This window comes from Pseudomonas sp. CVAP#3, assembly GCF_018986375.1.
GTDB lineage: Bacteria > Pseudomonadota > Gammaproteobacteria > Pseudomonadales > Pseudomonadaceae > Aquipseudomonas > Aquipseudomonas helvetica.
In genome coordinates this window covers 243,047-268,392 of the sequence record NZ_JAHMSC010000008.1, presented here as the reverse complement: position 1 = coordinate 268,392, position 25,346 = coordinate 243,047, and the positions used below count along the sequence as shown (strand labels likewise).

The 25,346-nt window shown below is 60.2% G+C and carries 22 protein-coding genes and 1 pseudogene; 15 read left to right on the top strand and 8 right to left on the bottom strand.

The features are described 5' to 3' along the window. Positions 1–135 precede the first annotated feature (135 nt). Positions 136–1,830, bottom strand: a complete 1,695-nt coding sequence (locus tag KRR23_RS16415; RefSeq protein ID WP_216743357.1) for an AMP-binding protein — start codon at positions 1,828–1,830, stop codon at positions 136–138. A 251-nt stretch (positions 1,831–2,081) separates the two neighbouring features. Here KRR23_RS16415 and KRR23_RS16410 point away from each other — a divergent pair, with 251 nt between their 5' ends. The 4 genes from KRR23_RS16410 to KRR23_RS16395 are packed head-to-tail and all read left to right on the top strand — an operon-like array spanning position 2,082 to position 7,642. Next, on the top strand, positions 2,082–3,245 hold the full coding sequence (locus KRR23_RS16410; RefSeq protein WP_216743356.1) for an isovaleryl-CoA dehydrogenase: 1,164 nt from the start codon (positions 2,082–2,084) through the stop codon (positions 3,243–3,245). Positions 3,246–3,256: 11 nt separating this feature from the next. Then, the gene (locus KRR23_RS16405) at positions 3,257–4,864 is read left to right on the top strand and encodes a carboxyl transferase domain-containing protein (RefSeq protein WP_216743355.1); all 1,608 of its coding nucleotides are present in this window, start codon (positions 3,257–3,259) and stop codon (positions 4,862–4,864) included. Positions 4,865–4,877: 13 nt separating this feature from the next. Beyond that, positions 4,878–5,693 (top strand): gamma-carboxygeranoyl-CoA hydratase, encoded by an 816-nt coding sequence (locus KRR23_RS16400; protein ID WP_216743354.1) that lies wholly within the window; start codon positions 4,878–4,880, stop codon positions 5,691–5,693. Beyond that, positions 5,693–7,642, top strand: coding sequence for an acetyl/propionyl/methylcrotonyl-CoA carboxylase subunit alpha (locus tag KRR23_RS16395; RefSeq protein WP_216743353.1), 1,950 nt, complete (start codon positions 5,693–5,695; stop codon positions 7,640–7,642). Before KRR23_RS16400 ends, KRR23_RS16395 begins: the two co-directional genes overlap by 1 nt. A 199-nt stretch (positions 7,643–7,841) precedes the next feature. Here KRR23_RS16395 and KRR23_RS16390 read toward each other — a convergent pair whose 3' ends face one another. Then, on the bottom strand, positions 7,842–8,507 hold the full coding sequence (locus KRR23_RS16390; RefSeq protein ID WP_216743352.1) for a LexA family transcriptional regulator: 666 nt from the start codon (positions 8,505–8,507) through the stop codon (positions 7,842–7,844). 129 nt (positions 8,508–8,636) lie between these two features. Between KRR23_RS16390 and KRR23_RS16385 the strand changes: the two genes are divergently transcribed. The 3 genes from KRR23_RS16385 (at position 8,637) to KRR23_RS16375 (ending at position 10,811) form a co-directional block, all read left to right on the top strand. Next, entirely contained in the window at positions 8,637–8,978 is a 342-nt protein-coding gene (locus KRR23_RS16385) for a DUF3077 domain-containing protein (protein WP_054596565.1), read from the top strand. A 522-nt stretch (positions 8,979–9,500) separates the two neighbouring features. Beyond that, a complete protein-coding gene (locus KRR23_RS16380; protein WP_216743351.1) occupies positions 9,501–10,652 on the top strand; it encodes a M14-type cytosolic carboxypeptidase in 1,152 nt (383 codons plus the stop codon). A 9-nt stretch (positions 10,653–10,661) separates the two neighbouring features. Further along, positions 10,662–10,811, top strand: a complete 150-nt coding sequence (locus tag KRR23_RS16375) for a hypothetical protein (RefSeq protein ID WP_216743387.1) — start codon at positions 10,662–10,664, stop codon at positions 10,809–10,811. Here KRR23_RS16375 and KRR23_RS16370 read toward each other — a convergent pair. Further along, on the bottom strand, positions 10,805–11,347 hold the full coding sequence (locus KRR23_RS16370) for a cytochrome b (RefSeq protein ID WP_216743350.1): 543 nt from the start codon (positions 11,345–11,347) through the stop codon (positions 10,805–10,807). The genes KRR23_RS16375 and KRR23_RS16370 overlap by 7 nt on opposite strands. Continuing rightward, the gene (locus tag KRR23_RS16365; protein ID WP_216743349.1) at positions 11,344–12,435 is read right to left on the bottom strand and encodes a catalase family peroxidase; all 1,092 of its coding nucleotides are present in this window, start codon (positions 12,433–12,435) and stop codon (positions 11,344–11,346) included. Before KRR23_RS16365 ends, KRR23_RS16370 begins: the two co-directional genes overlap by 4 nt. A gap of 160 nt (positions 12,436–12,595) precedes the next feature. On the opposite strand from KRR23_RS16365, the gene KRR23_RS16360 reads away from it, so the two are divergent. From KRR23_RS16360 to KRR23_RS16345, 4 genes and pseudogenes are all read left to right on the top strand, one after another. Then, the gene (locus tag KRR23_RS16360) at positions 12,596–13,102 is read left to right on the top strand and encodes an RNA polymerase sigma factor (protein WP_054596561.1); all 507 of its coding nucleotides are present in this window, start codon (positions 12,596–12,598) and stop codon (positions 13,100–13,102) included. After that, entirely contained in the window at positions 13,099–13,851 is a 753-nt protein-coding gene (locus KRR23_RS16355; RefSeq protein WP_216743348.1) for an anti-sigma factor, read from the top strand. Before KRR23_RS16360 ends, KRR23_RS16355 begins: the two co-directional genes overlap by 4 nt. A gap of 58 nt (positions 13,852–13,909) precedes the next feature. After that, a pseudogene (gene zapE, locus KRR23_RS16350) lies at positions 13,910–14,032 on the top strand (AFG1/ZapE family ATPase); the annotation flags it as partial. A 111-nt stretch (positions 14,033–14,143) separates the two neighbouring features. Continuing rightward, positions 14,144–15,469, top strand: coding sequence for a leucine-rich repeat-containing protein kinase family protein (locus KRR23_RS16345; protein WP_216743347.1), 1,326 nt, complete (start codon positions 14,144–14,146; stop codon positions 15,467–15,469). A gap of 135 nt (positions 15,470–15,604) precedes the next feature. Here the strand turns inward: KRR23_RS16345 and KRR23_RS16340 are convergent, their stop codons facing one another. Beyond that, on the bottom strand, positions 15,605–16,309 hold the full coding sequence (locus tag KRR23_RS16340) for a YebC/PmpR family DNA-binding transcriptional regulator (RefSeq protein ID WP_123426356.1): 705 nt from the start codon (positions 16,307–16,309) through the stop codon (positions 15,605–15,607). Positions 16,310–16,528: 219 nt separating this feature from the next. On the opposite strand from KRR23_RS16340, the gene KRR23_RS16335 reads away from it, so the two are divergent. Beyond that, on the top strand, positions 16,529–18,322 hold the full coding sequence (locus KRR23_RS16335; RefSeq protein ID WP_216743346.1) for a type VI secretion system Vgr family protein: 1,794 nt from the start codon (positions 16,529–16,531) through the stop codon (positions 18,320–18,322). A gap of 19 nt (positions 18,323–18,341) precedes the next feature. Here KRR23_RS16335 and KRR23_RS16330 read toward each other — a convergent pair whose 3' ends face one another. Next, on the bottom strand, positions 18,342–19,202 hold the full coding sequence (locus tag KRR23_RS16330; RefSeq protein WP_216743345.1) for a LysR substrate-binding domain-containing protein: 861 nt from the start codon (positions 19,200–19,202) through the stop codon (positions 18,342–18,344). 111 nt (positions 19,203–19,313) lie between these two features. Between KRR23_RS16330 and KRR23_RS16325 the strand changes: the two genes are divergently transcribed. The 3 genes from KRR23_RS16325 to KRR23_RS16315 all read left to right on the top strand — a co-directional run bounded on the left by KRR23_RS16325 (position 19,314) and on the right by KRR23_RS16315 (position 22,155). Further along, on the top strand, positions 19,314–20,423 hold the full coding sequence (locus tag KRR23_RS16325) for a 2-aminoethylphosphonate--pyruvate transaminase (RefSeq protein ID WP_216743344.1): 1,110 nt from the start codon (positions 19,314–19,316) through the stop codon (positions 20,421–20,423). Positions 20,424–20,570: 147 nt separating this feature from the next. Beyond that, positions 20,571–21,398: a phosphonoacetaldehyde hydrolase gene (gene phnX, locus KRR23_RS16320; protein WP_216743343.1), complete on the top strand. Its 828-nt coding sequence runs from the start codon at positions 20,571–20,573 to the stop codon at positions 21,396–21,398. 199 nt (positions 21,399–21,597) lie between these two features. Then, positions 21,598–22,155, top strand: a complete 558-nt coding sequence (locus tag KRR23_RS16315; RefSeq protein WP_216743342.1) for a cytochrome b — start codon at positions 21,598–21,600, stop codon at positions 22,153–22,155. On the opposite strand, the gene KRR23_RS16310 is transcribed toward KRR23_RS16315, so the two are convergent. After that, on the bottom strand, positions 22,142–23,074 hold the full coding sequence (locus KRR23_RS16310) for a 1-aminocyclopropane-1-carboxylate deaminase/D-cysteine desulfhydrase (RefSeq protein ID WP_216743341.1): 933 nt from the start codon (positions 23,072–23,074) through the stop codon (positions 22,142–22,144). The two genes, KRR23_RS16315 and KRR23_RS16310, sit on opposite strands and share 14 nt — an antisense overlap. Before the next feature lie 190 nt (positions 23,075–23,264). Next, positions 23,265–25,304 carry an FAD-dependent oxidoreductase gene (locus KRR23_RS16305; RefSeq protein WP_216743340.1) on the bottom strand — a complete coding sequence of 680 codons (2,040 nt, stop codon included), beginning with the start codon at positions 25,302–25,304 and terminating at the stop codon, positions 23,265–23,267. Positions 25,305–25,346 lie beyond the last annotated feature (42 nt).

Genomic DNA, 25,346 nt, shown 5'->3' with positions numbered 1-25,346 from the left:
GTGCTGTCTGCGTTTGGCCAAACCTGTAGGAGCGGGGGGGGCGCCTAGCTCTTGCCCACGATGGGAACGCCTTGATCCAACAAGGAAACCGCGTCATCGCTCATCGCAGGCAAACGGAACGCCGCCCGGCCGCTCCTACGTTTTATTGCGTAACTCCTCGATACTGATCTCACGCATCCGGAACTTCTGGATCTTGCCGGTCACAGTCATCGGAAACTCTTCGACGAACTTGAAGTAGCGCGGCGTCTTGAAGTGCGCGATGCGTTCCTTGCACCAGGCTTGCAGCTCTTGCTCAGTGGCGCTGTGGCCCGGGTGAAACTTGATCCAGGCGACGATCTCCTCACCGTACTTCTCGCATGGAATGCCGATGATTTGCACATCCGCCACCGCCGAATGGGTGAAGAAGAACTCTTCCAGCTCCCGCGGGTAAATATTCTCGCCACCGCGAATGATCATGTCCTTGTTACGTCCGGCGATACAGACGTAACCGTCTTCGTTCATGGTTGCCAGATCGCCGGTGTGCATCCAGCCAGCCTGATCGATCGCCTCGGCCGTGCCTTGCGGGTTGTTCCAGTAACCGAGCATCACGCTGTAACCGCGGGTGCACAGCTCGCCGATGGTCCCGCGGGGCACCAGATTGCCCGCCTCATCAATGATTTTGCTTTCCAGCTGCGGCTGCGTGCGGCCAACCGTGGTGACGCGCAGTTCCAGGTCGTCTGACGGACCGGTCTGTAATGACACCGGACTGGTTTCCGTCATGCCGTAGGCAATCTGCACTTCGCTCATGTGCATTTCGCTGATGACCCGGCGCATGACTTCAATCGGGCACGTTGCCCCGGCCATGATCCCGGTACGCAACGTCGACAGGTCAAACTCTGCACGGCGCGGTTGATCGAGCATGGCGATGAACATGGTCGGCACACCGTACAACGCGGTGGCTTTCTCTTGCGCAACAGTGGTCAACGTCAGCAACGGGTCGAAGGCGTCGTTGGGGTAAATCATGGTGCTGCCATGGGTGACGCAACCCAAATTGCCCATGACCATGCCGAAGCAGTGATACAGCGGCACCGGGATCACCAGGCGATCATTGGCGGTCAGCCCGAGGCTTTCGCCAACCATGTAGCCGTTGTTGAGGATGTTGTAGTGACTGAGAGTCGCGCCCTTGGGAAATCCGGTGGTGCCCGAGGTGTATTGAATGTTCACCGCCTGGTCGAAATGCAGGCTGCTTTGCCGTGCCTTGAGCTGTTCGACGGGCACCCCGGCGCCAAGATCCGCCAGTTGCGACCACGGCAAAAAGCCTGATGGCGGTTGCACGTCGAGACTGATCACACCACGTAAATCCGGCAGGCGCTCAGAGTGCAGACGGCCAATGGATTGCTCGGCCAGTTCCGGTGCCAGGCCATGCAGCATGGCGTGGTAATCGGAGGTCTTGAACGAACCGGCACACACCAGCCATTGGCAGCCGGACTGCTTCAGCACGTACTCGAGTTCGGAACTGCGGTAGGCCGGATTGATGTTGACCAGAATCACCCCGATCTTCGCGCTGGCAAACTGGCTGATGCACCACTGCGCACAGTTTGGCGCCCAGATGCCAAGACGGTCACCGGTCTGCAAGCCCAACGCCAGTAAGGCTCTGGCGTGCAAATCGACCGCTTCGGCCAATTGCGCCCAGCTGTAGCGAAGTTGCTGATGACGCACCACCAATGCGTCACCCTGGGGGTATTTCGCGACGGTGTTATCGAACGCTTGGCCAATGGTCATCGCCAGCAAGGCTTTGTCCTGTGAACCACGGCTGTAGCTGTGCTGTGGGGGAGCACTGTGTTGATCCATGACGACCCCTATTGTCTTTATTTTAGGAGCGAGGCTTGCCTGCGACAGGACTGCCCCGGCGTTACTGAAAGTCCGCGCTATCGTTCATCGCGAGCAAGCTCGGCTCCTACAGAGTCGCTCAAGTTGACGTTAACGTAAAGGGTGATTGACAGCCATTCGTCACAGGCTTACGTTAACGTAAAGGTGACAGTCGATTCGGCGCGCTGTGCAGGCCGATTCTCCATTTATAAAAACAAGTTTGAAGGTGCCCCATGAGCTATCCGACCCTGAACTTTGCCCTCGGCGAAACCATCGACATGCTGCGTGACCAGGTCCGCGCCTTTGTCAGCAAAGAGATCGCCCCGCGCGCAGCACAGATCGATATCGATAACCTGTTCCCGGCTGACTTGTGGCGTAAATTCGGTGACATGGGGTTGCTGGGGATTACCGTTCCAGAAGAATACGGCGGTGCCGGCCTGGGCTATCTGGCGCACGTGGTGGCCATGGAAGAAATCAGCCGTGGCTCGGCCTCGGTCGCCCTGTCCTACGGCGCGCATTCCAACCTCTGCGTCAATCAGATCAACCGCAACGGCACCCACGAACAGAAATCCAACTACCTGCCGAAGCTGATCAGCGGCGAGCACATCGGCGCCCTCGCCATGAGCGAGCCGAACGCCGGCTCCGACGTGGTTTCGATGAAACTGCGCGCCGACAAACGTGGCGACCACTATGTGCTCAACGGCAGCAAGACCTGGATCACCAACGGCCCGGACGCCAACACTTACGTGATCTACGCCAAGACCGACCTGGAAAAAGGCCCGCACGGGATCACCGCATTTATCGTCGAACGCGACTGGAAAGGTTTCAGCCGCAGCAACAAATTCGACAAGCTGGGCATGCGCGGTTCGAACACGTGTGAGCTGTTCTTCGATGACGTTGAAGTCCCGGAAGAAAACATCCTGGGCGTGCTCAACGGTGGCGTGAAAGTGCTGATGAGCGGCCTCGACTACGAGCGCGTGGTGCTCTCCGGCGGACCAACCGGGATCATGCAGGCCTGCATGGACCTCATCGTCCCGTACATCCACGACCGCAAACAGTTCGGCCAAAGCATCGGCGAATTCCAGCTGATCCAGGGCAAGGTCGCCGACATGTACACCCAACTCAATGCCAGCCGCGCCTACCTGTACGCAGTGGCTCAAGCCTGCGAGCGTGGCGAAACCACCCGCAAGGACGCTGCCGGCGTAATCCTTTACAGCGCTGAACGCGCCACGCAAATGGCCCTCGATGCGATCCAGATTCTGGGTGGCAACGGCTACATCAACGAATTCCCTGCAGGCCGTCTGCTGCGTGACGCCAAGCTGTATGAAATCGGCGCGGGCACCAGTGAGATCCGTCGCATGCTGATCGGTCGCGAACTCTTCAACGAAACCCGCTAACGGAGCTGTCCATGGCAATCCTGCACACCCAGCTCAACCCCCGCTCGGCGGAGTTCGCGGCCAACAGCGCGGCGATGCTTGCCCAGGTCGACGCCTTGCACACCCTGCTCGCTCAGGTCCGGCAAGGCGGCGGCGCCAAGGCCCAGGAACGGCATACCTCACGCGGCAAACTGCTGCCCCGTGAGCGGATTAATCGCCTGCTCGACCCAGGTTCGCCCTTTCTGGAAATCAGCCAACTGGCGGCTTACGAGGTCTACGGTGAAGATGTTCCCGCCGCCGGAGTGATCGCCGGCATTGGCCGGGTCGAAGGCGTCGAATGCATGATCGTTGCCAACGACGCGACGGTAAAAGGCGGTTCGTACTACCCGCTGACGGTAAAAAAGCACCTGCGCGCCCAGACCATCGCCCAACAGAATCGCCTGCCGTGCATCTACCTGGTCGACTCAGGCGGCGCCAACCTGCCGCGTCAGGATGAAGTGTTCCCGGATCGTGAACACTTCGGCCGAATCTTCTTCAACCAGGCCAATATGAGCGCCATGGGCATCCCGCAAATCGCCGTGGTCATGGGCTCCTGCACCGCCGGTGGCGCTTATGTGCCGGCCATGGCCGATGAAGCGATCATGGTCCGTCAACAGGCGACGATTTTTCTCGCCGGCCCGCCGCTGGTGAAAGCCGCGACCGGTGAAGTGGTCAGCGCCGAAGACCTTGGCGGTGCCGATGTGCACTGCAAGATTTCCGGTGTAGCCGACCACTATGCCGACAGCGACGAACACGCGTTGGCCTTGGCTCGACGCAGCGTTGCCAACCTCAACTGGCGCAAGCTCGGCGAATTGCAGCAACGCACGCCGATTGCCCCGCTGTTCGCCAGCGATGAGCTGTACGGCGTAGTGCCGGCCGATGCCAAGCAGCCGTTCGATGTGCGTGAAGTCATCGCGCGCCTGGTCGACGGTTCGGTATTCGATGAGTTCAAAGCGCTGTTTGGGACGACGCTGGTCTGTGGTTTTGCGCATCTGCACGGCTACCCGATCGCGATTCTCGCCAACAACGGCATCCTCTTCGCCGAAGCTGCGCAGAAAGGTGCGCACTTCATCGAACTGGCCTGCCAGCGCGGAATTCCCTTGCTGTTCCTGCAGAACATCACCGGCTTCATGGTCGGCCAGAAATACGAAGCCGGCGGCATTGCCAAGCACGGCGCAAAACTGGTCACCGCCGTGGCCTGCGCCAAGGTGCCGAAATTCACCGTGATCATCGGCGGCAGCTTCGGCGCCGGTAACTACGGCATGTGTGGACGGGCCTACGATCCGCGGTTCCTGTGGATGTGGCCGAACGCGCGAATCGGCGTGATGGGCGCCGAGCAAGCCGCGGGCGTGCTGGTGCAGGTCAAGCGTGAACAGGCTGAACGCAGCGGTCACCCTTTCTCCGACGCCCAGGAAGCCGAGATCAAGCAACCGATCCTCGATCAGTACGAAGAACAGGGCCACCCCTACTATTCCAGCGCCCGGTTGTGGGACGACGGCGTCATTGACCCGGCGCAAACCCGCGACGTGCTGGCCCTGGCCTTGTCCGCATCGCTGAACGCACCTATCGAACCGAGCCGCTTCGGCGTGTTCCGGATGTGATCTGGAGAAAACCATGAGCGACTTCAATACCCTCGAACTGCTGACCGACCCGCGTGGTTTCGCCACGCTGTGGTTGAGTCGCGAGGCGAAAAACAACGCCTTCAACGCCGAAATGATCCGCGAACTGATCCTCGCGTTGGACAAGGTCCAGAGCAACCCGAGCCTGCGTTTTCTGCTGGTGCGCGGGCGTGGCAAGCATTTCAGCGCTGGCGCCGACCTGGCCTGGATGCAGCAATCGGCCGAACTCGATTACCACACCAACCTTGACGACGCTCGCGAACTGGCTGAGTTGATGTACAACCTGGCCAAGCTGAAGATCCCGACGCTGGCGGTGGTCCAAGGTGCAGCTTATGGCGGCGCATTGGGCTTGATCAGTTGCTGCGACATGGCGATTGGTGCCGATGACGCGCAATTCTGTCTGTCGGAAGTGCGCATCGGCCTGGCTCCGGCGGTGATCAGCCCTTTCGTTGTGCAAGCCATCGGTGAACGGGCCGCACGCCGGTATGCACTGACCGCTGAACGCTTCAGCGGTCAACGCGCTCAAGAAATCGGCCTGCTCAGCGAAAGCTACCCGACCAGCGAACTGGAGTCGCAGGTCGAACAGTGGATCAACAATCTGTTGCTCAATAGCCCACACGCCATGCGCTCAAGTAAGGAGTTGCTGCGTGAAGTCGGCAACGGTTCCTTGAACCCGGCGTTACGCCGCTACTGTGAAAACGCGATCGCCCGAATTCGTGTCAGCCCTGAAGGTCAGGAAGGCTTGCGGGCGTTCCTGCAAAAACGTCCGCCAAGTTGGCAGCCCGAATCCACTACCAAGGAGCTGCGTTGATGAGCGCCCCTGTTCTCACCACCTTGCTGGTAGCCAACCGTGGCGAAATTGCCTGCCGAGTGATGCGTACCGCCAAGGCGCTGGGCCTGACCACCGTGGCCGTGCACAGCGCTACCGATCGCGATGCGCGGCACAGTCGCGAGGCAGACATCCGCGTTGATCTGGGTGGCAGCAAAGCGGCTGACAGTTACCTGCAAATCGACAAACTGCTCGCTGCCGCCAAGACCAGCGGCGCTCAGGCGATTCACCCAGGTTATGGCTTTCTCTCGGAGAACGCCGGATTTGCGCGCGCCATTGAAGCCGCCGGTTTGATTTTCCTCGGCCCACCCGCTTCGGCCATTGACGCCATGGGCAGCAAATCGGCCGCAAAAGCCCTGATGGAAATCGCTGGTGTACCGCTGGTACCGGGTTATCACGGCGAAGCCCAGGACCTGGAGACCTTCCGCGACGCTGCCGAGCGCATCGGCTATCCGGTGCTGCTCAAGGCGACTGCCGGTGGCGGTGGTAAAGGCATGAAAGTGGTCGAGGACGTCAGCCAAATGGCCGAAGCCCTGGCCTCGGCGCAGCGTGAAGCCCAATCTTCGTTTGGCGATTCGCGGATGCTGGTGGAAAAGTACCTGCTCAAACCACGGCATGTGGAAATCCAGGTCTTCGCTGATCAGCACGGTAACTGCCTGTACCTCAACGAACGTGATTGCTCGATTCAACGTCGTCACCAGAAAGTCGTCGAAGAGGCGCCGGCCCCCGGCCTAAGCGCGCAACTGCGCAAAGCCATGGGTGAAGCGGCGGTCCGCGCAGCGCAAGCGATCGGTTATGTCGGCGCAGGCACCGTGGAGTTTCTGCTGGATTCGCGCGGTGAGTTCTTCTTCATGGAGATGAACACGCGCCTGCAGGTCGAGCACCCGGTCACCGAAGCCATCACCGGTCTCGACCTGGTGGCGTGGCAGATTCGCGTCGCCCAAGGCGAGCCGCTGCCCATGACGCAGGCGCAGGTGCCGTTGCTCGGCCATGCGATTGAAGTACGTTTGTATGCCGAAGACCCAAGCAATGACTTCTTGCCGGCCACCGGACACCTGGCGCTGTACCGCGAGTCAGCCGCGGGCCCGGGCCGGCGCGTCGACAGCGGTGTCGAGGAAGGCGATAGTATTTCGCCGTTCTACGATCCGATGCTTGGCAAGCTCATCGCCTGGGGCGAGGACCGCGAACAGGCACGTTTGCGGCTGCTGAGCATGCTTGACGAGTTCGCCATTGGCGGGCTGAAGACCAACATCAGCTTTCTGCGCCGAATCATCGGACACCCGGCCTTCGCTGCGGCTGAGCTCGACACTGGATTCATCCCACGCTATCAGGAACAATTACTGCCAGCGCCAAGCGAACTCAGCGATGAGTTCTGGCAAGCCGCTGCTCAAGCCTTTGCACAAAGCCCGGCACACCACGTACGCGCCGATGACCCGGGTTCACCATGGGCCGTTGGCAGCGGTTTCCGTGCCGGCTTGCCAGCAGAAACCACGCTGCACTTAAGCTGCGAAGACCAGGATCGAGCAATCACCCTGGCCCCCGCCGACACCCGCAACGCCGAGCTCAACGGTGAGCAATTACTGGTCGAGCATCACGGCTTGCGCCGTCAGCATCGCGCCATCCGTCAGGCTGAAACCCTGTACCTGCAATGGGAGGGTGAGCTGCGCTGCATCAAGCCTTACGACCCTATCGCCGCGGTGGAAGCCAGCCATAGTCATCAGGGCGGCCTGACCGCACCAATGAATGGCAGCATCGTCCGTGTATTGGTAACGCCAGGGCAAACGGTCGAAACCGGTGCGCAACTGGTGGTGCTGGAAGCCATGAAAATGGAGCACAGTATTCGTGCGCCCCATGCAGGTGTGGTCAAAGCCTTGTATTGCCAGGAGGGCGAGATGGTCAACGAAGGCAGCGCGCTGGTGGAGCTGGAATAATCGCGGTCTGATGACAGGTCCTACGCCGTAGGACCTGTCTGACCAGGGTCTGTACGAAAACTCGCCGAGCGGTGATCAGGCAAGGCAAAAACAGGCGAGGAACGGCTGGGGTCGCACCCGACTTTAGGCCCCTAAATGAGCATTCCGAGCCTGTTTTTAACGCAGCCTGGTCGACGCGCAGACAGTTTTCGTACAGAGCCTAGAACTTGGCAGTTGCCTGCACCACTACTCCGATAATTCGGCACTCGTCGGTAAACAGGGCTTTCGGGTAAGTCGGATTCAGCGGCACGAGATACCGTTGACCGCCCTCTTCGATCAATTTGCGGAACGTCGCTTCGGCGCTGTCTGGCCACTGCGCGATCACCAGTTTACCGGGCACGGCTTCAACCGCCGGGTCGACCAGAATCAGCATGTCTTGCGCAATACTGATGCCGCTCGGGGCGGTCATCGCATCGCCGACCACAACCAGCCAGAACGCCGGGCCTTGGGCGTGATAATCCGATAACTCGTGGCGTCCCTTGGCATAAGCAGCCGGCGCAGCCTCGCGCACCTCACTGATACCCTGCCAGTCACTGACCGGGTAACGGAAGTACGGGTTGTACTTTTGCGCCAGCGACACCTCGTAATCGCCCTCTTGCGGCTCGTCATTCGCAAGCTCGGGTTCCCTGATCACCAGGGCGACTTCGAGAAACCCCAACCCCAACTCCCGAAGCACCCGGTTCATATCCTCGAGGCTGGGCTGGCGACGCTTGTTCAGCCAATGGCCGACGCCGCCCTGAGACATTGCGAGACGCTCTGCGAGCTTTTCCTGAGTGATTTTGAGCTCACTCATCTTGGCCTTGACCAACTCAATCCATTTATCCATGGGCGGAACAATACTTCGCGTAGTCGGACCCTCAACACACACATTGTAGTATTTAATTTTTCGTCATGAATACAGTTTGTACTAGGATTCGAATTACCCAATCGCCCCACCCACGGAGCATTACCCACCATGGACATCACCCGCAAAGACACGGCCGAACAAGAAATCGACGCGAACTTCACCTCGCTCAAGGGCTGTGCGGCAGCCCAACGCGCCCTGGATTATTACTTGAAACCAACTGTTTCAGAATTCGAAGTCGCAGAACGATTCTTCGATGTAAACCGTAACATCAGCAGCGAAGAAGCTCTGGTCCATGCATCGGACTTGCTGCGCTGTGCGGCCGCGACTGCTTATGAGTCGGCAGACAACCTGCATGGCGCAAGCCGCGATCTGGCATTTTCAGTCGTACACATGATCGACATGGCCAAGGCCATGGTGGACAGGTCCCTGGACGGTGACCAGAAAGGATGAACAGGAAAACACGATTAGAAAACGCTGCGATCTGACTCAAGCCACAGACGTTTGGGGCAGCCACAGGAAAAATTCTTCCTATAAGGCAGGTGAAAACATTTGACTTGCAAATGATAATGATTATTATTGCATGCAGCTGGTCGCGAGATCAGCCGATAGACCAAGAGACCTTAGGTCGGACTCCTGGAATATCTCCTCATCAGGCTAATCACGGTTTTTGACCCGGCTTTTTGCCGGGTCTTTTTTTGCCAGTTATTCTGGCTATGGCTTCAGGCTAATGAAGACGGGTGCTGCTGAATTCGATGGCGCGGATGATATCAAAAGAGCATCTTTTTGCAACAGACCGCTCAAGCACGGGCTTTAGGACGCCAAAAATAGCACTTGAGAATCAATCGCATAAACACTAAGCTGCGGCTGCGTCAAGGACGACGCCCCCCCTTCTATCTCCCCGCAAATTGCCCTCGGCTTCCCCACCCTTGCGTGTAAAGTAGCAGCCATAAAAATCATACTCAGGAATAGATTATGACCGTGGCTCACCGCTCCTTTGAGATCACTGCAAACTTCGACAGCGGCAACATCGAGGTGCTGGACCTCAGCAATCCATTGCAGGCCCTGCTGGCCATCAAACCCGACACCCGCAGTCAGCATTTCCAGTGGTTTCACTTCAAGGCCAGTGGTCTGCACGTCGGCCAGGAACATTGGTTTCGACTGAACAACGCCAGTAAATCCTCCTATCACAAGGCATGGGACGGTTACCAGGCGGTGGCCTCGTATGACCACGTCAACTGGTTCCGTGTGCCGACGATCTTTGAAGGCGACTGCCTGCGCTTCAGCCTCGAAGCCACCGAGACTCACGCCTGGTTCGCCTACTTTGAACCCTATAGCCGCGGACGCCATGATTGGCTGATCGACCAGGCCTTGAGCAAGGCTGGCACCGAACTGCTGGCCACCGGCAAAAGCGTCGAGGGTCGGGATATTCAATTGTTGCGCAAAGGCAGCGGCGCCGAGGGCCAGCGCAAGGTCTGGATCATTGCCCAGCAGCATCCTGGCGAACACATGGCCGAGTGGTTCATGGAAGGTGTCATCGAACGTCTGCAACAGCACAATGATCCTGAGTTGAACAAACTGCTGGCCAGTGCCGATTTGTATCTGGTACCAAACATGAACCCGGACGGCGCTTTCCATGGTCACTTGCGGACCAACGCCATGGGCAAGGACCTCAACCGCGCTTGGCAGAGCGCGAGCCAGGACGCCAGCCCGGAAGTACTCTTCGTTCAACAGCAAATGGAGAAGTACGGTGTCGACCTGTTCCTCGATATCCACGGTGATGAAGAAATCCCCTACGTGTTCACTGCTGGCTGCGAAGGCAACCCAGGCTACACGCCGCGCATTGCAAAACTCGAAGAGCACTTTCGCAGTCATCTGAAACACCTGACCCGCGACTTCCAGACCACTCATGGCTACACCCGCGACCTCCCGGGCAAAGCCAATATGACCCTGGCCTGCAACAGCATCGGTGAGAAGTTCGATTGCCTGTCGTTGACGCTGGAGATGCCATTCAAGGACAACAACGACGCACCGAATGCCCGCACCGGCTGGTCGGGCAAGCGTTCGATGCTGTTGGGCAAGGATGTGCTGTCGACGATTGCGGAGATGGTTGGCACCCTGCGTTGATGCCTCTCAATGGCTGCCTGCCGGTACGGCGTGCAGCCATTTTTTCACTCGGCGGCGGCGCTGTTGGGCGCGGGGATCAACGCTGTGGCGCTGATCTATTGGCTGCTGACGCTGAAAAGCGGCGCACCTGAGCGATGCGCCGTGCCAGCCGATCAGTGATCCTTGCCGTGCAACATGCTTTGCAACACCCCGTCACGACGCACCCAGCCATGGAACAACGCCGCTGCCAGGTGCGACAGAACGGTCAGAAACAGCAGGTACGCCAGATAACCGTGGGCCCTGCGTAGAAAGGCAAACAGCAACGCATTCGCCGGCACAATCGCGGGCAATTGCCACGAACTGCCGAGCATCACCGGATCCCCTGCTGCCGATATCATCGCCCAGCCCAGCAACGGCAGGATCAGCATCAACGCGTAAAGCAGCCCATGCGATGCCTTGGCTGCCAGTACTTGCCAGCCCGGCAAGTCTGTCGGCAACGGCGGCTGGCGAGTCGAGAAGCGTACAAACAGACGCACGATCACCAGCAACAAAATGGCGATACCCAATGGCTTGTGCAGATGGATCAGCCATTCATGACGTTCGGACACAGACGCGACCATGCCGGCACCGATAAACAACATGGCAACGATCATCACCGCCATCAGCCAATGCAGCAGCCGCGCCAACGGAGTGAAATGATGAGGGTGCGCGCTCATTGTGGCGTCTCCTGTTTGGCGGTGGGTAACTGGTCGACCTGAGCGGTTCGACGCAGGTAAGAACGGGCATAAGCCGCCGAACGTGCGGCCAGCAATGGGTCATCGGAACCCTCGATACCACTCGGCAGTACCAACGGGTCGTAGTTGATGTCGCGGCATTCGCCATCGTTCTGTGCCTGGGCGCTTTCCAGCACCAGCGTCCCGGCGTTCAGGACCTTGCGCTCACCCAGCCAGGCCTTGCTGGCGTCGTTGGTCGGATCAGCAGTATTGGCCAGCGTCATATTCAGTTGCCAACGCAACGGCCCGCTCTTCAAGCGCTGGAGCAGATCCTTTTCAAGAAAGTCCGCACCTTCAGGGGCACTGGCGCCGACCGCATCACGCGCCACGGGGACCACGCTCCAGCGCACCGCCTGACGCTGCCCCGCGGCGCTTACCAGATAAAAGGCGTTGATGCCGTTGTAGGTCTCGGTCACGTAACTGGCCGACGGCTTGGCGGTCTTGACCCATTGCAGGAAAGGCGCGGTTTCCGGGTGTGTGGCAAAAAACGCCGGGACGCTCGCAGGATTGGGTTTGCCGGTGGCCGGGTCCGGTGTCTGGGCTTGTTGTAACTGATAGAAGGCTTCAGGCGTGCCCACCGGGAACACCGGCATGCTGTTCATTCCCGTGCGCCATTGCTGACCATTGGCCTGCTTGAAGCGCAACGCCAGGCTGCGGATCGGCACGCTGCTGTCCGGCGCGTAGGGATTGCCGCTGGGCAACGCAAAACGCCCGACGACCGGTGTTCGTGCCGCACTGAAGACCTGAGCCGTTGAATACGGGCGCGCCTCGCCGCTGGTTTCAAAATACCCGGCCACGCAAACGCCTTTGGCGTGATTGCGCCGAAACCCCGGGTGTACACCGTTGTTTTTCTCCAACACATCGACCAGCGCTTTTGGTGTCAGACGCTGTGGGTCAAACGTGCCATTGACATAGGCAAAGGCCCCGGCCAGTGCGGCGACTACCGCGCCGATACCGGCCAGGCGCAAGGCTATGCTCGTGTTGCTCAGGGGAAATTTGTCAGGCCCTGAAGGTGGTAAACGATCAACCATGTGAACATCTCCAGGGCCGTGGGCCACCGGTGGAAAGGATCAATCAGACGAAGCCCGCAGAGGTTTATTCCCTGACCCGGTGTTTATTTTTCCACTGCTGGAATAACCTCCACTGCCGGACGTCTTCCTGATCCGAAGCGTAATGACTAGCCAGCATTCCATGAACGATCTCGACGAACCGTTACGTGAACTCATCCCTAGGCTGCGGCGTTTTGCCGTGTCGCTGACGCGCAACCCCAGCAACGCTGACGATCTGGTGCAGTCGTGCCTGGAGCGGGCGCTGTCGGGATGGGGCGACAAACGCCCGGACGGCGATTTGCGCGCCTGGCTGTTTTCGATTCTGTATCGACAGTTTCTCGACGCCCATCGACGCTCAAGGCGTTATGCGCGAATGCTTGAGTTCTTCACCGGTCGCGACGATGCCCAGCCCTCGGTCGAGCGCACGGTGTTGGCGCAATCGACGCTGCAAGCCTTCGACAAACTGACCACCGAGCAACGCGCGCTGTTGCTCTGGGTCTCGGTGGAAGGCTTGAGTTACAAGGAGGTCGCCGAGATTCTCGACGTTCCTACCGGCACGGTGATGTCTCGTCTGTCCCGCGCTCGCCAGGCCTTGCGCCAACTCAGCGATGGCGAAATCACCAGCCCCTCTTTGCGGATACTCAAATGATCAGCATGCCCCCAAGCGTCAATGACCTGCACGCCTACGTCGACCATCAACTCGACGACGCGGACCGGCGACTGGTGGAAACGTACCTGACGGCCAATCCGCACGTTGCCGAGCAGGTTCAGGCCTGGCAACAGGACGCCCAGCAACTGCGCGCTGCCTTGAGCGGCGCCTTGCAGCAACCGCCCAACCCGAACCTCGACCCCAGCGTGATTCGCCAGCGTCTGAAACGACAGTCCCGCCGCCACTTGGCCAGCGCCGCCGTGTTGCTGATCGCGGTCAGCGTCGGTGGCCTGGGCGGCTGGCAAGCACGGGAAATGACCATGGCTGGCGCAGCACTGCCGATGACCGATGCGATGCAGGCGTACCGGATGTTCGCCCAGCAAGGCATCCTGCCGGCTGATTACAAGGTCACCGATGACGGTGATATGCAGGGTTGGCTCGACCGCTATTTTTCCCGGGCCGATCGCTTGCCGAACCTCGCCGACTCGGGGTTCAAACCGGTCAGCGCACGGTTGCTGAGCACCGAACAGGGCCCCGCAGCGATGGTGATGTACGAGGACCAGAGCGGCCGCAAAGTCAGTTTTTACATCCGTCCGCCTGGCCCGAAGAACAACCTACTGCCACGCGGCAGTCGCAGCGACGGCGAGTTACAGGCTCAATACTGGTCCGGGGCCGGGTACAACTATGCGATGGTCAGCGAAGCCCGGGATCCGGCGACGCCAATGCTCGAGCAAATGCAGCGGTTTTAAAGCTTCAAAGCTGTATGACAGGTTGTAACGCTGGCTGCCGGACGTGCCACCGGGACCGTATCCGCCCCAGGGCTTGTTGCCCAACCCGCCCTACCACACACGTTTCAAACCGGTCATCAACCTGATCCAGGCGCGCATGCAGGTCATGGAAGTCGGCGGCCCTCACGATTACTGCAGCCAGTAGACGTCGGGCCAGCGCTATAAAGCGTCCAGCGCAGCGGATTTTGCCGTTATCATGGCGGCGTTTTTTGTGGGCGACTTGCCGTTCTCTTCTCATTGGTTGGATGTGTTCATGCATACCCTTGCACAACTGCGGGCCGGCGCGCTTGCAGGGCTCAAACGTCTGGATCTGTCGTGCGGCCTGACCGAGTTTCCCCGGGAAATCTTCGACCTGGCAGGCACCCTGGAGGTGCTCAACCTCAGCGGCAATGCCTTGAGCAGCTTGCCGGATGACCTGCATCGCCTGACGCATCTGCGCGTGCTGTTTTGCTCGGACAATCAGTTCCGCGAGCTGCCGACCTGCCTCGGTCAATGCGCGCAACTGACGATGATCGGCTTCAAGGCCAATCGCCTTGAGCGAGTCCCGGCCGCCGCGCTGCCACCGCTGCTGCGCTGGCTGATCCTGACCGACAACTGCATCAGCGAATTGCCAAGCGAATTGGGTGAACGGCCGCACCTGCAAAAATTGATGCTCGCCGGCAACCACCTGCAAAGCCTGCCCGCAAGCTTGAGCCAGTGCCATCAGCTGGAGCTGATCCGCATCGCCGCCAACCGCATGACCGAATTGCCGCAATGGCTGCTGACATTGCCCGGGCTGGCTTGGTTGGCGTACGCCGGCAACCCGCTGGAAACCGAGGCCGATGCCGCCGCGCTCGAAGCCACGCCGAACATTCCCTGGTCGCAACTGCACCTGCAGCAACAATTGGGCGAAGGCGCTTCCGGGGTGATTCACCAGGCCGTGTGGGAGCAACCGTCTCAGCCTGAGCGCAAGGTCGCGGTGAAACTCTACAAGGGGCACATGACCAGCGACGGCTCACCGCTGCATGAAATGAATGCCTGCATTACTGCTGGTATTCATCCCAACCTGATCAAGGTCGAGGGGCGGATCGTCGGGCATCCGCAGGCTCAGGCCGGGCTGGTGATGCACTTGATCGAGCCGAGCTATCGCAACCTGGCGGCGTTGCCGAGCCTGGCGTCTTGCAGCCGTGATGTGTACGCAGAGGACACCCGTTTCAGTGCAGCGGTGGCGCTGCGGATCGCCAGCGGCATTGCCTCGGCGGCTGCGCACCTGCACCAGCAAGGCATCACTCACGGCGACCTGTACGGCCACAATACGTTGTGGAATGAGCACGGCGCTTGCCTGTTGGGCGACTTTGGCGCCGCATCCTTCCATGCCACGTCGGACACGCTTGAAACGCGCGCGCTGCAACGCATCGAAGTGCGGGCGTTCGGGATTCTGTTGGGTGAGTTGCTGGAGCGGATCGACTCGGGTTTGAGCGTTGAGCGCCGTGAACGCTTGATGGATTTGCAGAGCCGCTGCTGTCAGCCGGACGTGCTGGCGCGCCCGGGATTCAGCGAGATCGTGCAGGAGTTGGCCGCCTGTAACTCAAATCACTAACGGCACATACAAAACCCGTGGCGAGGGAGCTTGCTCCCGCTCGGCGGCGTAGCAGCCGTCGTTGTTGGGACGGCTTTGCCGTTCAGCGGGAGCAAGCTCCCTCGCCACAGGTCAGGTCAAAATCGACAGTGCGGTTTAACCTGCCAACCCGACAAACATGTCCTGCACGTCGTCATGGTTATCGAGGCCCTCAAGGAAGGCTTCGACTTCTTCCATTTGTGCGTCAGTCAGGCCGCTGACCGGGTTCTTCGGCTTGTAGCCGAGCTTCGCCGACAGCACCGTGAAACCCTGCTCAGGCAAGGCTTTCTGAACGGAGTCCAGATCGGTGGCTTCGGTGATGAACAGCGTCGCGCCGTCTTCACCCGGCTCGAAATCCTGTGCACCGGCTTCGATAGCAGCCATTTCCGGATCGGCATCCGGGGTGTCCGGGGACGCCTCGATCATGCCCACGTGGTCGAAATCCCAGGCCACGGAACCGGAAGCACCCAGTTGGCCTTTACGGAACGCCACGCGGATTTCCGCCACGGTACGGTTGATGTTGTCAGTCACGCATTCAACGATCAACGGCACCTGATGCGGGGCGAAGCCTTCGTAGGTCACGCGGTGGTACTGCACGGTTTCGCCGAGCTGGCCCGAGCCTTTCTTGATTGCACGCTCCAGGGTTTCACGCGGCATCGAGGCTTTTTTCGCCTGTTCAACCACCAGGCGCAGGTGCGCGTTGGTGCTGATATCTGCGCCGTTACGTGCAGCAATGGTGATTTCTTTCACCAGTTTGCCGAAGATCTTGCCCTTGGCGTTGGCTGCCGCTTCTTTGTGTTTAACCTTCCACTGTGCGCCCATTACTCACTCTCTTGATCTGTGGCGCCGAGACATCTATTGGCCGACGCTTTGCGCAAGTTTATACGGCAAAAAGTTGGCAATCGACCAAAAAGTGTTGTGAGCCATCGACATCTTCACAACCTGTTGTAGGGCTTTTCTGAAAAGCAGGTTTACGGTGACTATTGAGCGCCGGTGTTTCGTAACCTCTGTGCCCCGTACTTCATGGCAGAAGAGAGTTTGATGCACACCGACATGGAAAGTCCCTTCATCCTGACGCTCACCGAGCTCGCCTTGAGCTTTCAGGTCCAACAGTTCAGCGGTCGCGAAGCCCTCAACCAGGTCTATCGATTCGACATCGAAGTCCGTGCCCCGCAGCCCGCAATGAATCTGGACCTACTGCTGCATCAACCGGCATTCCTCAGCCTGAGCCCCACCACCGGCATCCACGGCCTCATCCACAGCGCCGGCCTGCAATACTGCGGCGCGCAGCAGATCGGCTACCGCCTGAACCTCGCCCCTCGCCTACTCACACTGGAGCAGCAGCACCGTCGAAGGGTATTCCAGCACCTGAGCGTGCCAGAAATCTTGCGCCAGTTGCTGGCCGAGCATCGACTGCCACCCGACAGCTACCGTTTCGAGTTACCAAACGGTGAATACCCGCCGCGCCCGTTTTGCATCCAGTACGACGAAACCGACCTGAACCTGCTGCAACGACTGTGCGAAGAGGAAGGCATCCACTATCACTTCGAACATCAACACGACCGGCACGTGCTGGTGTTCGCCGATGACAGCGACAGCTTTGCGCAGCGACCGGTCGAGAGTGCTTTTCACCTCACAGCACGGGATGCCGGACACCCGCGGATCAGCCAGCTCTTTCAATGCCATAGCCGGCCGACCACAGGGCCGCAAACCACCTTTGCGCAGCACGCCAAAGCTGACCGCACAACCCTCGTACCTGACGCCTGCGCCAACCAGACCTACCTCGACAGCCTGCACCCAACGGGTCGAATCGACCCGGCGCAAGCCCGTCGCAACCAGCTCGGTCGCCGCGAACTCGAACGTCTGCGCAGCCTGCATCGCCTGGTTCAGGGCCACAGTACACTGCCCGAACTGCTCAGCGGCCGGCTGCTGCAAGTCAGCGGGCATCCGGTCCCGGCATTCAACGATCAATGGTTGTTAAACGAAGTGCTGCACCAGGGCGAAACGCCTGGCGCGGACACGGTGTTGTCCGAGGCAGCGGGTTATCGCAATCAGTTCAAGGCAATTCCCTGGTCGACCGCGTTCCGCCCGGCCCTCAAACATTCCCGCCCGAGTATCTGCGGTTACCAGACCGCTGAGGTCATCGGCCCGGCAGGAACGCCGCCGCACCTCGACGAACACGGGCGAATCAATATCTGCCTGTGGCCTGACGCGCAATCCGACAGCCAAGGCTCCTCAGGCATCTGGTTGCCAATCGCCCATACGGGGACGGGACGCCCGACCTTGCCACTGGCCGGCAGCGAAGTGCACGTGAGTTTCCTCGACGGCGATCCTGATCGACCTGTGCTTTGCACGGGTTTCGTTGGTGTACAAGCGGGCGAACCGCAGCCGGTGGTGGCGGCTGAACAGAAGGCGTCGCCGACAGGCTGGAGCGGCGAGATCTATTTGTTCGAACGGCCTCCCGCTACCACCGAACGCCTGGCCGACACCACGTGGTACATCGTGCGCATGCCGCGTCCCGGGCTCAAGGAACTGGGGAGCCTCAACCGTGACGATGTGCTGATGAGCGGAAAAAGCCAGGCACTGGGTAACCTGTCGCTGACGATAGAACAGAAACAGCACCTGGCCAGCGAGTTCGCCCGTACTCCCGAACAACTCTGCCTGCTGTATCCCGGGCAATGCGTGGCGTTGGCCGAATATTTCCAGCAACACTGGAACAGCGAACAACGCCTGAGCTTCATCGACAACGCCAACCCCGCCAGCGCTCTGCACCAACCGCGTGAAGCGCGTCTGTTGTTCGACTGGCTGGTGAACGGCCCGGACGCTACTTCCTAGGTTCTATTGACGTTCAATGTCAGGTCGGTGCGAGGTCGAAAAACGCCTGAATCAACCGTAGATCCCGCCGCCGTTCCATGCAACCGATCATGTGCCGGTTGACCAGTCCTTCGCCAATAATCGGCACCGCCCGCACACGCGGGTCGTGGCTGACTTCCACTGAAGACACCACGCCCACCCCCAACTCGGCCGCCACCGCCTCGGTCACCGCCTCCCGACTGTCCAGCTCCAGCAGCACCCGCGGATTGACCCTGGCCTGGGCGCAAGCCTCATCGAACGTGCGACGGGTGATCGAACTCGGCTCGCGCAACACCATGATCACCTGATCCAGTTGCTTGAGCGCCACGCCTTCGCGCAGCGTCGACCATGGATGCCCCTTCGGCACCAGCGCGCAGATCCGTGACTCGCTCAAGGCTTGCAAGTGCAAACCTTTACGCGGCTCGACTTCGGTCAGCACCGCCACGTCGGCGTGCTCGGACAACAACGCCGCGAGGGTTTCCTGAGCATTGCCCAGCCGTAAATTCACAGTGATCCCCGGATACCGCGCTCGCAGGCTGGCGAGCATCGGCATGACCAGGTGCGGACCGTCCGCCGCCACTTCCAGCCGACCGGTCAACAACTGCCGATTAGCCTCAAGCATCGCTTGCGCCTCTTCGGCCAGACCGAACATTGCCCGGGTGATGGCCGCAAGCCTAGTGCCCTCCTCCGTCAATTCGACCCGCCGCGCGGTGCGCCGCAACAGGGTGACCTGATAGTGCTCCTCCAGCGCCTTGATATGCCCGGTGACCGCCGGCTGGCTGATGAACAAACGGGCAGCGGCGCGGGTAAAGCTGCCTTCGCGGGCCACGGCATCAAACGCACGGAGTTGGAACAGATTCATATCTATCGGCCTTACTGATGACTGGCATAACAACAAACAATTTGATTGATGGTACGGCAAATTGCAATTTATCTCCCGCAGCTTCATCCCACCGATTGCGAGAACACCCGAATGAGTACTGCCGAACCCATCCTGCTCACCCCCGGCCCATTGACCACCTCGCAGCGCACCCGTCAGGCGATGATGGTGGACTGGGGTTCGTGGGATGAACGCTTCAACCAATTGACCGCCAGCGTCTGCGAACAGCTACTGGCGATCATCAACGGTGCCAACAGCCACCACTGCGTGCCGTTGCAGGGCAGCGGCACCTTCGCCGTCGAAGCGGCCATCGGCAGCCTGGTACCCCGCGACGGCAAAGTGCTGGTGCTGATCAATGGCGCTTATGGCAAACGCCTGGCGAAAATCTGCGAGGTGCTTGGTCGTTCCTTCAGTACCTTCGAAACCGCCGAAGACCAACCGACCACAGCCGCCGACGTCGACCGCCTGCTACACACCGACATCAGCATCACCCACGTGGCGCTGATCCATTGCGAAACCAGCACCGGGATTCTTAACCCGTTGCCGGAAATCGCCCAGGTCATCGCACGGCACGGCAAACGTCTGATCATCGACGCCATGAGTTCATTCGGCGCGCTGCCGATCGACGCTCGACACGTGCCATTCGACGCGCTGATCGCCGCCTCGGGCAAATGCCTGGAAGGCGTACCGGGCATGGGTTTCGTCTTCGCCAACAAAGCCGCTCTGGCGAATGCCGCCGGCAACTCCCACTCGCTGGCGATGGACCTGTTCGACCAACACGCCTACATGGCCAAAACCGGCCAATGGCGCTTCACCCCGCCGACCCATGTGGTCGCAGCGCTGCACGAAGCACTGCTGCAATACAACGAAGAAGGTGGCCTGCCGGCGCGGCATCAGCGTTATGCAAACAATTGCCAGGTGCTGCTCGACGAGATGGCCAAACTCGGTTTGCGCAGCTTCCTGCCAGCCGCGATCCAGGCGCCGATCATCGTCACCTTCCATGCGCCGAAAGATCCGCGTTACCAGTTCAAAGCATTCTACGAACGGGTGAAGGCCAAGGGTTTCCTCCTCTACCCAGGCAAATTGACTCAGGTCGAAACCTTCCGCGTCGGCTGTATCGGTCACGTCAATCAGGCCGAGATGCGTGCGGCAGTGGCGGCCATCGGCGAGGTGCTGCGCGAAATGGAAGTCCTCGATACCTGACCCACCACGGTCCCTGTGGGAGCGGGCTTGCTCGCGAAAGCGATCTGTCAGCCAACATCATTACTGAATGTCAGGCCCTCTTCGCGAGCAAGCCCGCTCCCACAAAGAGCATTCCATACAATTAGCTCCCACAGGATTCTGATCACCATGAACTACAACAACCCGACTCAGCTGCAAGCCGCCATCCTCGACTGGGCGGGCACCGTGGTCGACTTCGGCTCTTTCGCGCCGACCCGGATCTTTGTCGAAGCCTTTGCCGAATTCGATGTCCAGGTGTCCATCGAAGAAGCCCGCGGGCCGATGGGCATGGGTAAGTGGGACCACATCCGCACACTCTGTAATCAGCCCGAAGTGGCCGAGCGCTATCGCCAGGTTTTCGGTCGTACGCCGAGCGACGATGACGTGACGGCCATCTACAAGCGCTTCATGCCGCTGCAAATCGAAAAAATCGCCGAGCACTCGGCACTGATCCCGGGTGCCCTGGAGACCATCGCCAACCTGCGCCAGCAAGGGATCAAAATCGGCTCGTGTTCCGGTTATCCGAAGCAAGTCATGGACAAAGTCGTCGAGCTGGCCGCCGCCAACGGCTATGTGGCTGACCATGTAGTCGCCACCGACGAAGTGCCGAATGGCCGCCCATGGCCGGCGCAAGCGCTGGCCAACGTGATCGCGCTGGGCATTGACGATGTCGCCGCCTGCGTAAAGATCGACGACACCGTGCCAGGCATACTCGAAGGTCGCCGTGCCGGCATGTGGACCGTCGCGCTGATCTGCTCGGGCAACGCGCTGGGCCTGACCTACGACGGGTATCGAGCGCTGGGCTGCGACACACTCGCCAGCGAACGCAAACGCATTCACGCGATGTTCGAAAGCTCGCGCCCGCATTACATGATAGACACCATCACCGACCTGCCGGAAGTGATCGCCGACATCAACAAGCGCCTGGCCAACGGTGAGATGCCGCAAAGCAGCTGATCGCCGCGCCGTAACGCAAAAAAGCGCCAGCCCGTGAACGGGGCTGGCGCCTTTTTTTGCCCAGGCATCTGTCGCAGAGCGTTCTATGCGGCAGAAAAGCCTGATCTGACTCAGGCAAATCCACGCAAACAGGATTACAGTTAAAGCACTCCGTCGCATAAGAACGGAGACTTCAGACCTGAAAAGCGAGGAAAACCGTATGCCCTGGAAGAATTCCGAATCACGCTACAGCACCGTATCGATCGCGCTGCACTGGTTGATGCTGGTACTGCTGGCGGTGGTCTACGCCTGTATCGAACTGCGCGGGATCTTTCCCAAAGGCAGTGGCGGGCGGACCCTGATCACGGAAGCGCACTACATGCTCGGCCTGACGGTGTTCGTGCTGGTCTGGTTGCGGTTGTTCGCCCGCAGCCTGGGACGCGCTCCGCAAATCTTCCCGGCATCGCCCCCATGGCAAACCGTGCTTGCCCGGCTGATGCACTGGGCGTTGTATATATTCATGATCGCCACACCGATTCTCGGTTGGCTGGTCACCAGCGCCAACGGTCATCAGGTGATGTTCTACGGCATCGACCTGCCGTTGCTGATCGGCGAAGACAAACCACTGGCCAAGCAGATCAAGGGCTGGCATGAACTGGCAGGCACCATCGGCTATTGGCTGATCGGCCTGCATGCCGTGGCCGGGCTGTATCACCATTACGTGGTTCGCGATAACACCCTGCTGCGGATGATGCCCAAGCGCGTCAGCCCTGACTGAGCGGCGCAAAACCCCGACGCCCCTGCAAGCCGCCGGTGTGCACGAAGATCAAGCGTGTGCCGGCGGCAAAAAATTCGGCATCAACCTGTTGCTTGAGTGCCCATAGCGCTTTACCGGTGTACAGCGGCTCCAACGGGATACCGCTGGCCCGCTCGCAGTGTTCGATAAACGCCAGCAACGGCGGGACGACTTTGGCAAAACCGCCGCAACTGCCGTCGAACAGCTCATATCCCCCGTCCGGCAAGCCGCATTCGCCGAGAATTGCCTCGACCTGCTGCGCCACGCCATGATCATCGGGCACCGCCAGCACGCCATACACCGGATGCCTCCCCGCCTCGGCCTGCACCAACCCAGCCAGCGTGGTGCCGGTTCCGCAGGCCAGCCACCAGCCGTCATGGTCATTCCAGCGCAACTGGTTCAACTGTTCGCCGACCTGCGTCAGCAATTGCCCACAACCGCGCGCGCCGAGTAAACCGCCACCACCTTCGGGGACTGGATGCAGATGCGGGTATTGCGCCTGCCAGGGTTGCCAGAAACCCGGTTCGTGGCGTGCGCGATAACCGCCGTAACCCAACCAGTGCAGTTGCATGCCAAAGGCTTGCAAGTCCTGCACGGTCGAGGTGTCTTGCGGATGCCCGCGCAGCAGGCCGACGGTAGGAAAGCCAAAGCGTTTACCGGCTGCCGCCAACGCATGTAGATGATTGGACCAGGCACCGCCCAGGCTGATCACACCTTCGGCACCGGCCTCGTGGGCCACCCTTAGATGCTCAATGAGCTTGAACCACTTGTTGCCGGAGATCAGCGGGTCGATCCGGTCCAGGCGCAGAATCGCCACCTCGATCCCGGCGCTGGTGAGCCAGTCGAGATGAAGACGCTCAAGCGGGGCATGGGGCAGCCAGTCGCTGGGAGGAGAAAGCATTGATGCCGGCTCTTTGGGAAAGAGCCGGCATCTTAGCAGCAGCGTGGCTGCACTTGTGGTGAGGGGGCTTGTCGGAACGCCGCAACGCCCCGTTCGGCTGCGCAGCAGTCGTAAATTTGGGGTCGCTTCGCGACCCAACGGGGGCAAGCCCCCTCGCCACAAGCAGGGTGTTAACTCTGGACTTGCGTGATTACAACTCAGCTGCCAGGCGCGAACCCTGATTGATTGCGCGCTTGGCATCCAGCTCGGCCGCTACATCCGCACCACCGATCAAATGCACGTTCTGCCCGGCCGCCACCAGTCCGTCGTGCAACTCGCGCAACGGGTCCTGTCCAGCGCAGATCACGATGTTGTCCACCGGCAGTACTTGCGCCTCACCGGTTTCACCGATGCGGATGTGCAGGCCTTCGTCATCGATCTTCAGGTATTCGACGCTGTTGAGCATCTGTACGTGCTTGTTCTTCAGCCCGGTGCGGTGAATCCAGCCCGTGGTTTTGCCCAAACCGTCGCCGACCTTGGATTTCTTGCGCTGCAACAGGAACACCTGGCGTGCCGGCGCGTGAGGTTCGGCCTTGATCCCGGCGACACCGCCACGGGCCTCAAGATGAGTATCGATGCCCCACTCTTTCCAGAACGCTTCACGGTCCTGGCTGGTGGCGACGCCTTGATGCACGAGGAACTCCGAGACGTCAAAACCGATACCGCCGGCGCCAATCACCGCAACGCTCTTGCCGACCGGCTTGCGTTCGAGGATCACGTCCAGGTAGCTCAACACCTTGGCATTCTCGACACCCGGAATCGCCGGTACACGCGGTGCAATGCCGGTGGCCAGAATCACCTCGTCATAACCGCCGTCCACCAACTGCGCGACATCGACCCGCGTATTCAGGCACACCTCGACATTCGTGGTCTGCAACTTGCGCTTGAAGTAGCGCAGGGTTTCGAAGAACTCTTCCTTGCCCGGCACACGCTTGGCGACGTTGAACTGGCCGCCGATTTCGCTGGCGGAATCGAACAGCGTCACTTGATGACCACGCTCGGCGGCCACGGTGGCCGCGGACAAACCCGCAGGGCCAGCGCCGACCACGGCAATTTTCTTGATCTGCTGCACCGGCAGGTAGTTGAGCTCGGTTTCATGGCACGCCCGCGGGTTGACCAGGCACGAGGTCAATTTGCCGCCGAAGGTGTGGTCCAGGCAGGCCTGGTTGCAGCCGATGCAGGTGTTGATTTCATCACCGCGACCGGCAGCGGCCTTGTTGACGAACTCCGGGTCGGCGAGGAACGGCCGCGCCATCGACACCATGTCGGCATCGCCTTCGGCGAGGATCTGCTCGGCGACTTCCGGGGTGTTGATGCGGTTGGTGGTGATCAGCGGAATACTCACCTCCCCACGCAACTTGGCCGTGACCTTGCTGAAGGCTGCACGTGGAACCTTGGTGGCGATGGTCGGAATCCGCGCTTCATGCCAGCCGATCCCGGTGTTGATAATGGTCGCGCCTGCTTGCTCGATGGCCTTGGCCAACTGAACGATTTCTTCCCAGGTGCTGCCGCCTTCCACCAGATCGAGCATCGACAAACGGAAGATGATGATGAAATTCGGGCCTACCGCTTCGCGTACGCGACGGACGATTTCCACCGGCAGGCGCATACGGTTTTCATAGCTGCCGCCCCAGCGATCGGTGCGGTGGTTGGTGTGGGCTGCGAGGAACTGGTTAATGAAATAACCTTCCGAGCCCATGATCTCGACACCGTCATACTTGGCTTTTTGCGCCAGGGTCGAACAGGTGACGAAATCGCTGATCTGCTTCTCGATGCCTTCCTCGTCCAGCTCTTTGGGCTTGAACGGGTTGATCGGCGCCTGGATCGCACTCGGCGCGACCTGTTTCGGGCTGTAGGCATAACGCCCGGCGTGCAGAATCTGCATGCAAATCTTGCCACCCGCCTCGTGCACGGCACGGGTGACGATCTGGTGCTTGAGCGCCTCATCGAGAGTGGTCAGCTTGGCAGCGCCGGAGTACACCCCACCCTCATCGTTCGGGCCAATACCGCCGGTGACCATCAGGCCAACACCACCGCGAGCACGTTCGGCGAAGTACGCCGCCATGCGCTCGAAACCGCCAGGCTTCTCCTCAAGGCCGGTGTGCATCGAACCCATCAGGGTGCGGTTGCGCAACGTGGTAAAACCCAGGTCCAGCGGGGCCAGCAGGTTCGGGTAATGAGCGGCGGTCATCGGTAGCTCCACAACGAACAATCACGAAAATAGTGCGGGCGC